General features: G+C 39.1%; 13 protein-coding genes. All 13 read left to right on the top strand.

Going from position 1 to position 13,644, the window contains the following annotated elements; all coding sequences use genetic code 11:
- Positions 1-2 precede the first annotated feature (2 nt).
- The 13 genes from AC4HCY_RS18015 (at position 3) to AC4HCY_RS17955 (ending at position 13,643) form a co-directional block, all read left to right on the top strand.
- Positions 3-1,019, top strand: a complete 1,017-nt coding sequence (locus AC4HCY_RS18015) for an SPFH domain-containing protein (RefSeq protein ID WP_491094804.1) — start codon at positions 3-5, stop codon at positions 1,017-1,019.
- The gene (locus AC4HCY_RS18010; RefSeq protein WP_491096145.1) at positions 1,019-1,960 is read left to right on the top strand and encodes a diacylglycerol kinase catalytic domain-containing protein; all 942 of its coding nucleotides are present in this window, start codon (positions 1,019-1,021) and stop codon (positions 1,958-1,960) included. Before AC4HCY_RS18015 ends, AC4HCY_RS18010 begins: the two co-directional genes overlap by 1 nt.
- 185 nt (positions 1,961-2,145) lie before the next feature.
- On the top strand, positions 2,146-3,396 hold the full coding sequence (locus AC4HCY_RS18005) for a hypothetical protein (RefSeq protein ID WP_491094803.1): 1,251 nt from the start codon (positions 2,146-2,148) through the stop codon (positions 3,394-3,396).
- Between the two features lie 291 nt (positions 3,397-3,687).
- Entirely contained in the window at positions 3,688-4,575 is an 888-nt protein-coding gene (locus AC4HCY_RS18000) for a DegV family protein (protein WP_491094802.1), read from the top strand.
- A gap of 243 nt (positions 4,576-4,818) precedes the next feature.
- Positions 4,819-5,583: an IclR family transcriptional regulator gene (locus AC4HCY_RS17995; RefSeq protein WP_323433934.1), complete on the top strand. Its 765-nt coding sequence runs from the start codon at positions 4,819-4,821 to the stop codon at positions 5,581-5,583.
- Positions 5,584-5,758: 175 nt separating this feature from the next.
- A complete protein-coding gene (locus AC4HCY_RS17990; protein ID WP_491094801.1) occupies positions 5,759-6,538 on the top strand; it encodes a 2-keto-4-pentenoate hydratase in 780 nt (259 codons plus the stop codon).
- 19 nt (positions 6,539-6,557) lie between these two features.
- Complete coding sequence (locus tag AC4HCY_RS17985) at positions 6,558-7,436, top strand: acetaldehyde dehydrogenase (acetylating) (protein WP_323433936.1); 879 nt, start codon at positions 6,558-6,560, stop codon at positions 7,434-7,436.
- Positions 7,429-8,439: a 4-hydroxy-2-oxovalerate aldolase gene (dmpG, locus tag AC4HCY_RS17980; protein ID WP_491094800.1), complete on the top strand. Its 1,011-nt coding sequence runs from the start codon at positions 7,429-7,431 to the stop codon at positions 8,437-8,439. Before AC4HCY_RS17985 ends, dmpG begins: the two co-directional genes overlap by 8 nt.
- Positions 8,440-8,471: 32 nt before the next feature.
- Complete coding sequence (locus tag AC4HCY_RS17975) at positions 8,472-9,266, top strand: quinolinate phosphoribosyl transferase (protein ID WP_491094799.1); 795 nt, start codon at positions 8,472-8,474, stop codon at positions 9,264-9,266.
- 18 nt (positions 9,267-9,284) lie between these two features.
- Entirely contained in the window at positions 9,285-10,172 is an 888-nt protein-coding gene (locus AC4HCY_RS17970) for a molybdopterin-binding protein (protein ID WP_491094798.1), read from the top strand.
- A 23-nt stretch (positions 10,173-10,195) separates the two neighbouring features.
- Complete coding sequence (locus tag AC4HCY_RS17965) at positions 10,196-10,822, top strand: 4Fe-4S binding protein (protein ID WP_491094797.1); 627 nt, start codon at positions 10,196-10,198, stop codon at positions 10,820-10,822.
- Positions 10,815-12,257 carry a hypothetical protein gene (locus tag AC4HCY_RS17960; protein ID WP_491094796.1) on the top strand — a complete coding sequence of 481 codons (1,443 nt, stop codon included), beginning with the start codon at positions 10,815-10,817 and terminating at the stop codon, positions 12,255-12,257. Before AC4HCY_RS17965 ends, AC4HCY_RS17960 begins: the two co-directional genes overlap by 8 nt.
- 39 nt (positions 12,258-12,296) lie before the next feature.
- Positions 12,297-13,643, top strand: a complete 1,347-nt coding sequence (locus tag AC4HCY_RS17955) for a UbiD family decarboxylase (RefSeq protein ID WP_323431543.1) — start codon at positions 12,297-12,299, stop codon at positions 13,641-13,643.
- Position 13,644 lies beyond the last annotated feature (1 nt).

Here is a 13,644-nt window from a genome sequence, read left to right as displayed (position 1 = left end):
GCATGTTTGGTTTCAGATTTATTAAGTTCCAGCCAAGTGAGTATGTCCTGAAGTACAGAAACGGTAAGATAGTAAAAGAAGGTGCAGGAATATCGTTTTACTACTATGCTCCTGCTACGTCAATTGTTGTTGTACCTGTAGGAAGCGTAGATGCGCCTTTCATTTTTGAAGAAGTAACCTCAGATTTTCAAACTGTAACAGTTCAAGGTCAGATTACATTCAGGATAGTTGATCAAAAGAAGATTGCACAATTTCTCAATTATACCCTTGATATGAAAGGGAAGGGGTATATCTCCGATGATCCTCAAAAGCTGTCGCAAAGGGTTATAAACATAGTAAGAGTGCTTACAAAGAAGATGCTGGAGGGTTTGCAGCTAAAGGATGCTATTAAGTCCAGCGAAGCTCTGGCAAAAGGAATATTGAACGAAATAAGAAAGAATGAAGAGATAAACCTTCTTGGAATAGAGATATTAGGCCTTTCAATACTTGCCATCCTTCCCAATAAGGAAACTGCCAGAGCCCTTGAAGCCCAAGCAAGAGAACAGATACTTAAAAAAGCCGATGAAGCTATTTATGAAAGGCGGAATGCATCAATTGAGCAGGAAAGGCGTGTAAAGGAAAATGAATTCAACACAGAAATTGCAATTGAAAATAAGAAAAAACAAATAAGGGAAACTCAGCTAGAGGCAGAAAGATCTGTTCAGCAGAAGCAAAACCAGCTTAAAGAAGAACAATTGAATTTTGAAACTACTCTGGAGGAAAAGCGAAAAGACCTTATTGAGCTCACAGTCCAGAACTCAAAGGCAGAAGCAGATGCAAAAGCCTATGAATTGTCTGCAGTTATGAAGGCCTTGCAAGGGATAGACACAAATGTAATACAATCTCTTGCAAGCATAGGTATGCAGCCCAATAAGCTTATTGCAATAGCATTCCAGGAGTTGGCTGAAAAAGCGGGGCAGATAGGCCAGCTTAATATATCACCGGACTTGCTTCAGCAATTGATGAAGGAATCAAAATGATTATAGAAAGATTAACTGAAAATAAGATAGTGTTGGTAAAAAGAAAAACAAGACTCGAAGATTTGATTGCCAGATATAACACCATAGCTCAAGCTAAGTTTTATATTGAACATATGGGTAGTGATTTTTCAGACTATATCCTTGAGGACGAACAGTATAAGAGAGCGATATCCCAAGCTCATATCCAGTTAGAAGCACTTGGGAGGATTCAGGTCGTTGATAGAGAATATGTGCCCAATTTCATATTCGGAGATAATGATATCGTAGTGGTTATAGGCCAGGATGGACTTGTAGCAAATACATTAAAGTATCTTTCAGATCAGCTGTTGATTGGGATAAACCCGGACCCTGCCAGATGGGATGGCGTATTGCTTCCATTTACGGTGGGTGATTTAAAACTAATCGTCCAGGAAGTTTTTAAAAAGAGAAGGCAGATTAAAGAGGTTTCTATGGCAAAGGCTACTTTAAATGACGGGCAGACTATTTTCGCAGTTAATGACCTTTTCATAGGTCAAAGGACGCATGTATCTTCAAGATATCATATTCAATTGGGAAATCGGCATGAATATCAGTCTTCAAGTGGAATTATTGTATCAACAGGACTTGGCTCAACCGGCTGGTTAAAGAGTATCCTCGCAGGTGCTGCGAACATAGTAAACGAAATCTCAGATAAGAAAATAAAGGTGCAGCAGGAAAGAAGCTTACCGTGGAATAGCGATTACTTATATTTTTCTGTGCGTGAGCCTTTTCCGAGCAAAACATCTAAAGCAGATATTGTCTTTGGAAAAGTAACCAAAGCAAGTCCTCTTAAGATATTATCTCAAATGCCGGAAAACGGAGTGATATTCAGTGATGGCATTGAAAGGGACTATCTCCAATTTAATTCTGGTATAGAAGCAACGATTACGGTTGCCGAAAAGAAGGGGCATTTAGTGGTCTGATCATATATGGCGTCAGGCACCGCACTATCGCACTTAATTTGTATAATTGATGTTATTAATTATGTATAGGATGATAGGCTCCTTATAGATTTCTATATAAATCTTTACTAAATTAAATGTTAAAATTGTTAGGAAACTTTTTCAAGGGGCTTTCGTCATAATGATAGAATGCTGGGGGTGGATGTATGAAGAGATTGACTATATTATTGACTGCTTTTTTTATGTTTTTAGCAATGGCGATCAGCTGTTCTAATTCAAATGAAGGAAATAATAAGGTATCATCGGATTTTAAGATATATTTAGTGAAGGAAACGGACTTTTCAAATGCAACTGAAATTGAAGAAAGTATGCTCAAAGATCAGGAATTAATCAGAAGCTTGGATGACTTGTACAAATCTTATCACTCTTTGAAGATCCAGAAAAATAGCGAAAACGCTGTCTATAGTGCAGCCAAACCTCTCGTATACATATTTGATGATATGCTTTCAAAGGTTCAGGAATCGAACATGAATCTACAAGAAGAAGGGGAACTGACAAAGGGATTTGATTACACATATTGGGATTATCGGTTGAAATTTGAAGGAGCAGCCGACATATTGTTTACATTAAAAGGAAATATATTTCACTTTGAAGGGAAAAAACAGCTTTATACTCTGTGGGGAGACAGCAAGCCCTTATGGGACAGCCTTGTTTTTGATAACAGAAATAAGACCGTTAATATTTGTAAAGAGAAAATACAGGTGATGGTTAAAACCTATACAGAAGATATAAATGGTGATGGAATAGATGAAAATATTGAATTGTCCTATGAAAGAGGCAGAAGAGAAGATCTAAAGGGTGATTTAACCGTAAGCATAAATGGAAGCAAAGCTATTGCATTGAAAGATGAAGAATGGTTTACTAAGCCTTATCGTACTACTGGAGAAATGCCTGAACTAAAGTTTCAGCAGGAGCAAAACGGAAAAAGAAAAGCAGTACTGTTGATATACTCTTGGGCTACCAATGGAATAGGCTCTACAGGGATAATAAATGCGTATGAGTACATCGAGGGGAGTATTAGGGAGGTTCAGATCAAGGATGCGGAACGAGCTATAAAGTATATGGGAGAAAATAATGTGAATGTCAGCTTTCCAGCTCTTAATAGGGATATTATCGTGAAGATTGACACAGATGAATTTAAAAGGTTTTTAGGAGAGAAGGACTCTTTTAAACAGCAATTAGAAGCAAAGGATACATTCTATTCCCATCCGCTTTGGTACATTGTTAAGGACTATGATGGAGACGGACAGCCAGAACTTTGCAGTGTTTCTATTTTACGTTGTCCTCCTCTTGCATTGTGCAGGTTGTATACTTATTATAAATATGAAAATGGGGAGATTAAACCTGTTCAGGTGTTTGCTGCTTCGCCTTATAATGATGAGAACGAATTTAAGTGATTGCATTCAAGAATAAAAGCATTGGGGATGGTATTTTCGCTTCTAAGTTATATATGCAAGTGCTTAAAATGTGAAAAACAAAGTGTATTCATATTTTTGCTCTGCCTCTGTTTAACAGGGAGAATACTTATACAAATTTTGAAAAAGTAGAAAATTTTACATTGATGTGTTATAATAACTTACTAAAACCAATTAAGTTTCCGGCATTAATGTACACTTATTAACAGAACAAAAATATCGTGTATAAAAAGTATAAAATAATAATTACCGTGGTATAAAGGAGCATTGAATATGTCTGATTATGTTCTTACTTGTTGTTCTACAGCAGATATGCCATATGAATACTTTCAAAAAAGGAATATCCCATTTGTTTGTTTTCATTACAATATAGATGGGAAGGAATATTTGGATGATTTGGGACAAACCATGTCTTTTGAAGAATTTTATGGTAAAATTGCGGCAGGAGCGATGCCAACTACATCCCAGGTGAACGTGGAGCAGTTTATTAGATTTTTTGAACCGTATTTAAAGGATGGCAAAGAAATCTTACACATTTCTCTTTCCACGGGTTTGTCCGGAGCTTACAATTCAGCTTGTGTAGCGAGGGAGGAGCTTTTAGAAAAGTATCCGGATCGGAGTATCCTGATTGTGGATTCGCTGGGTGCATCATCGGGTTATGGACTGCTTACCGATGCGGCTGCTGACATGAGGGACAATGGTGCAACACTTGAAGAGGTGTACGCTTGGGTAGAGGAAAATAAACTGAATGTGCATCATTGGTTTTTTTCCACCGACCTTTCACATTATAAACGCGGCGGCCGTATATCAGCTGCATCTGCAATTGCGGGAACTTTGCTGAACATATGTCCCCTGTTAAATATGAGTTATGACGGAAAACTAATTCCTCGCATGAAGATTCGCGGGAAAAAGCACGTCATCGCCCAGATTGTGAACATGATGGAAGTGCATGCGCAAAATGGTACCGAATACTCTGGCAAGTGCTTTATATCCAATTCAGCATGCTATGACGATGCACGCAAGGTGGCGGACCTGGTCGAGAAAAAATTTCCCCACCTCAACGGCCCGGTCATGATCAACAGTGTGGGCACCGTAATCGGTGCACATACAGGACCTGGGACTGTTGCACTTTTCTTTTTCGGTGACAAGCGCAAGGATTGATCTTTCTTTCAGAGAATTCTATATGTTTTTGTTTATAGAGACTTGGGGGCATGACCCCAAGTTTTTTTAAGTTTACAATTTATATAAATCTATACTAGATTAAATGCTTTTGCTGCTTTGCCTTAGCAAGAGTATTCGGCAAAATAGAACGTCGTTCATTATTGTAAAATTTTTTGGATTTTTCCGTTTACTTTTTGAGATGTACATGGTAAAGTTTAATTGAGAAAAACAAGGAGTACGACAATGGAAAATTATAAACGAGTACAATCGATTGACAGAGCGGTTTCAATTTTGAAATGCTTTTCTAAACAAAGAAAAGAAATGAAATTGTCAGAAATTGCAGATGAATTGAGTTTGAATAAGAGCACAGTTCATGGGATAATCAGCACATTAAAATATAATGGATTGATAGATCAGGATGAAGAAACGCAAAAATACAGGCTCGGACTATATCTTATGAAATTAGGAGATACAGTTGCCAGCTCAATAGATATAAGAGATATAGCCCATCCGATCATAAAAGAAGTTTCGCAGCAATTAAATGAAACTGTTCATCTTAGTAAGTTAGATGGTGATGAACTTATATATTTGGACAAAGTAGAGTCTAACCAATCCATGAGGATTTTTACCACCATTGGCTCCAGGATGCCTGCCTATTGCACCGGCATGGGGAAGGCTATGCTTGCTTATATAGACGATGAAAAAATCAATAATTTGTTGCCTGATGCTTTGGAGCCTATGACAGAACATACCATAACTGACAAGAACGAGCTTTTGAAACGATTGGCAGATATAAGAGAAAAAGGATATGCTATGGATAATGAAGAGAATAGCATTGGCTTAAGGTGTATTGCCGCGCCAATATTTGATCATAAAGGGAATGCCAAATATGCCATAAGTGTATCCGGACCAACAGTTAGAATGACAGATAAAAGGATGGAGAATATCATCAGCATCATAAAGGATTCAGCACGAAAAATCTCATATAAGCTTGGCTATGAAGAATAATAAGGCGTTTGCCTTTATTATTATAACCACAAATGAGAACGCCGTTCAGCAATGACAAACTTCAAAACTTATATCATTGACTCAAACATAAATCACTGGTCTATCACAACTAATAAAATCCAAAAGGAACATGTTCATCCTGAGCTCTAAGATCTATTTTAAGGAGGAAAATATAGTGAATAATTCAAAGTTTGAGGAGATTGCATCATCTCTCAAAGAGGCAGAAAAAACTTGTATGGCAATAGATGCAGTATCGAAGTCAAATCCAGAGCTGGAAATTAAAGATGCCTATAAGATTCAATTAATCAACGTCAATAAGGAAACCTTGTCCGGGAAAAAAGTAACAGGGAAAAAAATTGGCCTGACATCCTTAGCCATGCAAAACTTGCTTGGTGTAGACCAGCCTGATTTTGGTCATTTGCTGGACTATATGGAGGTAAAAAGCAACAAAATAGATAGAAGTACGATGCTGCAGCCGAAAGTAGAGGGTGAGATTGCATTTGTTCTAAAAGATGATATTCAAGGTCCAAATGTGACTATAGAAGATGTAATCAATGCAACCGATTATGTAGCAGCAGCTATTGAAATAGTGGATAGCAGAATCACAAACTGGAAAATCAATATTATTGATACAATTGCTGACAATGCATCATCCGGCAGGTATGTTATCAGCGATAAAAAGGTAAACCCTAAGGATATGGATTTAAAGAAAGTAACTATGAAATTGTATAAGAATGGTGAAAAAATCAATGAAGGTGTTGGAGCTGATGTGTTAGGCGATCCGGCATATGCTGTTGCCTGGCTGGCCAATACTTTGTATGAATATGGAGTTGTTCTCAAAAAGGGAGAAGTGGTATTATCCGGGGCAATTACGGCAGCATTGCCTGCAGAATCCGGTGAAGAATATAAAGCAGTATTTTCAGAATTAGGAGATATAGCAGTAAGATTTATATGAAAAATGGGAGGCAGCTAAATTGGAGAAAGTTAAAGTCGGCATAATAGGACCTGGGAACATTGGTCTGGATTTATTATATAAAATAAAAAGAAGCCCTTATTTGGAGGCTGATTGTATAGTTAATGTCAGGCATTCAAAAGGAATTGAATATGCACAGAAGATGGGAATTGAAACATCGACTGATGGAATTCAACACATTATAAATAAAGGAGATATTAAGATTGTATTTGACTGCACGTCTGCTGCAGCTCATTTAGTCCATGCTCCTATCCTAAAAAAAAGCGGTAAGTTTGCAATTGATTTGACACCGGCTGCAGTGGGGCCTTATGTTGTTCCTTCGGTTAATTTAACACATGAGATACTGGAAGGAGACAATGTAAATTTAGTCACTTGTGCAGGACAAGCCACGGTACCGATAGTAGCGGCAATAAATAATGCAGCTGATGTCACATATGCTGAAGTGGTCTCATCGATAAGCAGTAAAAGTGCAGGATCGGGAACCAGAAAAAACATAGATGAATTTACTGTGACAACGAGGAAAGCGTTAATAGATGTTGGAGGTGCTGATGAAGCTAAGGTAATAATAATACTTAATCCCGCCGAACCTCCAATCTATATGAGAAATACGATTTATACAAGGGTAAAAAATACGGACATAAACGTAATAAGAGGAGCAATTAACGAATGTATAGAAAGAATTAAGAAATATGTGCCCGGATACAAAATATTATTAGAGCCAATCATTCAAGATGATATTGTAACGACAATGGTTCAGGTCGAGGGACTGGGGGACTACTTGCCCGTATACTCGGGCAATCTCGATATAATTAATGCAGCAGCGATAAATATAGCTGAAAACTATGCGAAAAAATTGATTGGAGGTGCTGCAAATGCCTAAAATATTTTTAACGGATACGACTCTTAGAGATGGCAGCCACACAGTGTCCCATCAATTTACACCGGATGATGTGATGAGGGTAGTGTCAGCATTGGATGATGCCGGGATAGATATGATTGAACTTGGACATGGTGACGGACTTACAGGTTCAAGTATAAACTATGGTTTTGGGAAATATGATGACTATTCCTTAGTAAGAGCAGCAGCATCAGTAATAAAAAATGCAAAGCTGACAGTTCTCTTAATACCGGGTATTGGAACGGCAGAGACGTTGGAAAAGGCAAGGGAATGCGGTGCAACAGCAGTAAGGGTAGCTACCCACGTGACAGAGGCGGATATTGCAGAGCAACATATAAAAGCTGCAAAAGATATGGGATTATTTACGGTGGGATTTTTGATGATGGCTCATATGGCAGATGTTGATAGAGTGGTAGAGGAAGGGTTAAAGATGGAATCCTATGGAGCAGATGTGGTATATGTAACCGATTCAGGCGGTGCAATGCTTCCAAAGGATGTCACAGAAAAGATTTCTGCCATGAGGCGTAATCTAAAGGTGCCGATAGGACACCATTCACATAACAACCTGGGCGTTTCTATTGCTAATAGCTTGGCAGCCATTGAAGCGGGTGCCACATATATAGATGGGTCCCTGTCGGGATTGGGGGCAGGGGCCGGCAATACATCGACAGAAACATTGGTTGCGGTATTAAACAGAATGAATATAGAGCATAATGCAGATCTTTATAAGACAATGGATGCAAGCACAAAAGCATTAATCCCCATATTAGAGGAAAAAGGGGTCAGAACTCAATTAAACCTGGATGCGATGATGATAGGCTATGCCGGAGTTTATTCAAGCTTTTTACTGCATACTAAACGTGCAGCAGAGAGATTTAATGTTGATGTAAGGGATGTTTTGGTAGAGCTTGGCAGGCGTAGAGCAGTGGGCGGCCAAGAGGATTGGATAATAGAAGTTGCATACGAGATGAGCAAGAAAAAATAATAACTGCTGGTGGCAAATATGGGAGGAAGCACATGAAGGACATAAGAGATGTGATCTTTAAAAACATTATAGATAAGAAATTTCAAGCCCAGTTAATCCCTGAGAAGGATGGGTGCCTTTCAGGAATTGATGATGCTCTGCAGCTTGCAAAGGAAATCGGTGCGGAGCTTGAAATTTATCACAAAGACGGAGATTGGGTTGAAAAGGGAAAGATCATCGGCATGATAGCAGCCACTCCCAAAAACATGGCATTAGCCGAGGAAAAAATCATAGGTACTCTATCCAAGTTTTCCGGTATAGCAACTGCTGCACGAAAAGCGGTAGAGCTTTCAGAGGGAAAAATCCAAATAGTGTCGGGAGCATGGAAAAAGATGCCCCCGGCGATTAAAAACAGCGTAAGAATGGCAGTTGCGGCAGGAGGTGCTTCCTTTAGAGTCACTCAAGATGATATGATCTATTTAGATAAAAATTATATAAAGATGTTGGGGTCTATTCCGGCAGCTTTGAGTTCTGTAAAAGAATTTACTCTGCATACTAAGGTAATTCAAATTAAAGGAAAGCAGTATACCGTAGAAGAGGAGACAATACAAGCCCTAGAAAATGGCTGCACATTTTTGATGGTGGATACAGGAAATGCAGAGGATGCCAATGCTTGCTCCAAAATCGTAAAAGCTATGGGCTTAAGAGAACAAGTAAAAATTGCCTTTGCTGGAGAAGTGAAATTGAGTCAAATAAAAGAGCTGACTGAGCTTGATATAGATGTTATTGACATAGGTAAAGAAATTATTGATGCACAATTATTAGATATCAGGCTTGATGTTATATAGAAGGATAGGGGTGAGGAAATGGGATTAAATCTGTTGGAAAAAACAGAATTATGGATAAATAATATAAGCCTGGACAATGTCAATCTTACCCAACTGGCAGAAACTGCAGCAAGAGTTCTGGGTTTCGATAGTGCTAATGTTCTGGTTGTGGATGTACGTCCCCGTCATATCACCCTGGATATTCTTGAAAGAGATATTGTAGAAGAAAAAATTATGGGAAAAGAGACAGTTCTTCTGCAGGAACTGTCAAAATTAGAAGGAGTCAATATTACAAATGAAACTTACATTCATTCCAATGGCATTTTAGGGATGATTTGTCTGGATGTAGAAAACCCAAAAGAAGTCATCGATAAGATTAAAACAATGACCGGTGAGATGAAAGAAAAAATTTCTAAGCGGGCTATTGTATTTCCTACCGGTTTTGAATTGAAGCAAAATCTGATAGAAGATACCAATACTCCATACTTGAAAAATCTTTTAGAAGAAGAAGGTTATAATGTTACTCCAGGAGATATCATCGAAGATGATATTGATGATATGGTATATAAACTCTCAGATGCTGTTTCCAGGGCATTTGGCCTCATTATCACTACCGGAGGGGTTGGTGCTGAGGACAAGGATATATCTGTGGAAAGCGTTTTAAGGATTGATCCGGATGCTGCAACACCCTATATTGTTAAATTCCAACAGGGAACAGGCCGGCATGTAAAGGATGGGGTAAAGATTGCTGTAGGGCAGGTTGGACCTGCTTATATCATTTCTTTACCAGGGCCTAATGATGAGGTCAGAGTCGCTGCTAAGGTTTTGACGGATTGTTTAAAAAATCATTGCAGCAAGGCAGAAATCGCACAGCAGATCGCAAATGCTCTGGCAAAGAAATTATCACAGAAAAAATTTCATCACTGAAGCGAAAAAGGAGGTTTTATGCAATGAAACAAGTTACACTTGCAGCAAAAGTAGACAAAGATAAATGCACGGGATGTAAAATTTGCACAAAAGTCTGCCCTGTATTATCCATAACGGTGGAAAATAAAAAGGCTGTTGTTAATGAATCTGATTGCAGAGCATGTGGTAACTGTGAGCAACGTTGCCCTTTCTATGCCATCAAAATGGTACCGCGGGAGACACCGATGAAAATTGGGATAGATGTATCAAAGTTTGACAAGGAGAAGATTAAAGAAATTTGTACTAAGGCTCATTTTAATCCGGAGCAGGTTCTTTGCTATTGTACGGGAGTCAGAGCTGATGAAGTGGCGGCTTCTATATTAGCTGGAGCGGATACGCCTGAAAAAGTTTCACTTATGACCGGTATCAGAACAGGCTGTACGATAGAATGTATCCAACCAATTTTAAGGATATTGGATGCAGCCGGCCATGAATTGAAGCCTGTTGAAGGTGGCTGGCAATGGTATGGGAAAACCGCAACCGCATGGACGGTACCAAAGGATGTGACAGAGAAATATAACAGCAGAGGATTTTATTTTGAAGAGGACAAAGAACTTTTAGATGATATTGCAAAAATTGATATGGAAGGGAGAAAAAGTAATAATGCATAAACCAATCACTCCAATACCGGCAAAACCTTCTCAATATGGAATTGAGCCATCATTGGTAAAAAAGAGAGCTTCAGAATTACCTGATATCCGTTCTCTTAAATTGCAGGATTTGTTTCCGGATCTCCCAAAAGTCATTTATCCGGACGGAGAAAACGGCATTAAGGCTGTAAGGGAAGCTGCAATTGACTCTTTAAGAAAAGTAGATATGAGCATGATCAAGCCTGAAGATTCTGTAAACGTTCTTGCATCCCATCATGGTTTTACTCTTTTCGGAGGAGAACCCTATGCAGAATTGCTGAAAGCCATTAAGGATGTTGTAGAAGAAAAAACAGGCAGCAAGAACATTAGGCTTCGTGCCGGAGTGGGGATGAGATTCCGTGAAACCGAAGAATATATAAAAAGCTACGGACTGGATACCTATTATAATGGTAAAGCTATAGGCTTAGCGCCGGTGGATGAAGGGATTCCCATTGAAACTGAAATTGGAACATTATACGGGCTGAAAAAGATTTATGATGCAGATTGGGTTATCCATGCTCACCATACTGATGTCCGGGAAGTTCATTTCCACAGGCAAGTAGATAAAGCAGTAAAACCCTTTGGAATGTCCTATGCCCGTATCGAGACCAGAAGCACTTATCATCAAAATTTAGGGCCAAGAGCTGCTAACTTTACCGCAAGAGCTATATTTGAGTCTGATTTTGTCCAAAGCAAATTTGCATTTGCTTCATTTTTGGATGTAGGGCCCAATGGAATTGTTGGAGTAGATTCTGATAATGATTTATACGCATTAAATGACAGAGCTACCTTTATCGGATGCCAACGCTATGGAAAGGTTATGACCTTGTTCGGAGAAGTGGATGAATGTATCGCAGTGCTTGATTTCCCCTGCCCTGTACCATATGTATTTTCCGCAGGAGTGATCTATGCTAATTTTACGGGAGCTAATGTAGACCTCTATGATCTTAAAAGTCCCTTGCCGCCCTATACATGGTATACAGAAGCATTCTATGGAAAGAATGACAAGCCAATATTAGAGGATACTCCGCCAATTAATCCTGCTATAAAGATGTGCGTTCATAATTATGCCTGGACTGGTTATCCTTCTGCATTTTTCTCCAGGCATATACCTACCGTAGTAGTTGGCCGGGATCAAGGGGAATTATTTGACAGAGACCCCATGAACCTGGAATATATGGATTATGCTGTGATCAATAGAACCCTGGAGGGGGCTATGGATTTTGCATATAATGCCACAGGGACAGATAAGGTCATTATTTTTGATGGAGCTATGGGTGGAATGAATGTAAGCGAATCCATGGCTAAGCTATTGATAGAAAAAGCACCGATAGTAAGTAAAAAAGTTGATGAGGAATTGCTTCCGAAGTGGTTGAAGCAAAGAGGCGTGGATATTTCAATATTAGATATGTTATAATAACATGTTCAATTGATATAAAGAAATGGAGGAATATTAATGCGTTACAAGTCGATGCGTGAATGGTTGGACATCTTAGAAGATATGGGCAAGCTTAAACATGTAAAAAAAGCAGTTTCGATTGAGCATGAAATTGCTGCGGTAGGGAAAAAAGCATGCGGCCGATATGCGATAATGTTTGACAATCCTAAAGGGAGCAATATTCCTATTGTTACAGGTCTAACAGGATCAAGAGATTTCTTTTCAAAGGCGTTAAATGTACCTGTGTCAGAACTGGCATCTCATTTTGAAAAAGCTCAAACAAACCCTAGGGAATGCAAAATAATAGAAAAGCATCTTTCGCCTGTAAAAGAGGTCATTACCAAAGACGTTGATCTTGGTAAGCTTCCAATTCCTGTACACCATGAGAAGGATAGCGGTCCATATATAACTGCGGGTCTTTTAATTGCAAAAAATCCTGAAACCGGAGAAAGAAATGTTTCGATACATAGACTCCAGGTTACTGATAAGAACCATCTGGGAATACTTATGCTGCCCAGACACCTGATGCATTATTATAGACTTGCTGAAAAGAAGAATCAACCCTTAGAGATTGCGATAGCAATCGGGTTGGATCCGATTGCTATGCTGTCCTCCCAGGCGTTAACACCATTGGGACAAGATGAATTTTGCATAGCAAGTGCCCTTTATGGAGAACCTATGGAACTTGTTAAGTGTGAAACAGTTGATATTGAGGTTCCTGCTCACGCAGAAATAATACTTGAAGGCGTAATTCTTCCAAATGTCAGAGAGCTTGAGGGGCCTTTTGGCGAATACCCCAAATATTACGGTCCCCGCGGCAAGCGTGAATATATAGAGCTTACATGCATGACAACAAGAAAAGATCCAATTTTCCAGACTATAGTTCCTGCCACTGATGAACATCTTTTATTAGGTGGAATTCCCAGAGAAGGGGGTATTTTGCAGCTGGTTAAGAATGCAGTACCTACTACTACCGCTGTGCATCTTACTCCAGGGGGCACAGGGAGATATCATTTGGTCATACAAATGGAAAAGAAGAATGAAGGGGAAGCAAAGAATGCAATGTTTGCGGCGTTCGGCAGCAGCCAGGAAATAAAACATGTAGTCGTAGTGGATAGGGATGTTGATATATTTAATCCGGTGGAAGTTAACTGGGCAATAGCAACACGATGTCAAGCTGCGAGAGATGTTATGATCATAAGCGGTGCGTGCGGAAACAAGCTTGATCCTTCAACAAAGGATGGATTAAGCGATAAGATGGGCATTGATGCTACAGTTCCATTGGGCGAACCCGAAGGGAAGTTTGAAAAGATCAGAATACCCAATGAGGAAAATATTGATCTTGAGGATTATATAGAAGGATAGG

The sequence above is a fragment of the Lutispora sp. QWL-02 genome (assembly GCF_058315355.1).
This window is presented reverse-complemented; position numbering and strand designations above follow the sequence as displayed.

What these genes read in the sequence shown, in the direction of transcription:
- AC4HCY_RS17975 (WP_491094799.1), top strand. Translation starts at nt 8,472, where the DNA reads ATGAAGGACATAAGAGATGTGATCTTTAAAAACATTATAGATAAGAAA.
- AC4HCY_RS18000 (WP_491094802.1), top strand. Translation starts at nt 3,688, where the DNA reads ATGTCTGATTATGTTCTTACTTGTTGTTCTACAGCAGATATGCCATAT.
- AC4HCY_RS17955 (WP_323431543.1), top strand. Translation starts at nt 12,297, where the DNA reads ATGCGTTACAAGTCGATGCGTGAATGGTTGGACATCTTAGAAGATATG.
- AC4HCY_RS18015 (WP_491094804.1), top strand. Translation starts at nt 3, where the DNA reads ATGTTTGGTTTCAGATTTATTAAGTTCCAGCCAAGTGAGTATGTCCTG.
- AC4HCY_RS18005 (WP_491094803.1), top strand. Translation starts at nt 2,146, where the DNA reads ATGAAGAGATTGACTATATTATTGACTGCTTTTTTTATGTTTTTAGCA.
- dmpG (WP_491094800.1), top strand. Translation starts at nt 7,429, where the DNA reads ATGCCTAAAATATTTTTAACGGATACGACTCTTAGAGATGGCAGCCAC.
- AC4HCY_RS17970 (WP_491094798.1), top strand. Translation starts at nt 9,285, where the DNA reads ATGGGATTAAATCTGTTGGAAAAAACAGAATTATGGATAAATAATATA.
- AC4HCY_RS17995 (WP_323433934.1), top strand. Translation starts at nt 4,819, where the DNA reads ATGGAAAATTATAAACGAGTACAATCGATTGACAGAGCGGTTTCAATT.
- AC4HCY_RS17965 (WP_491094797.1), top strand. Translation starts at nt 10,196, where the DNA reads ATGAAACAAGTTACACTTGCAGCAAAAGTAGACAAAGATAAATGCACG.
- AC4HCY_RS17960 (WP_491094796.1), top strand. Translation starts at nt 10,815, where the DNA reads ATGCATAAACCAATCACTCCAATACCGGCAAAACCTTCTCAATATGGA.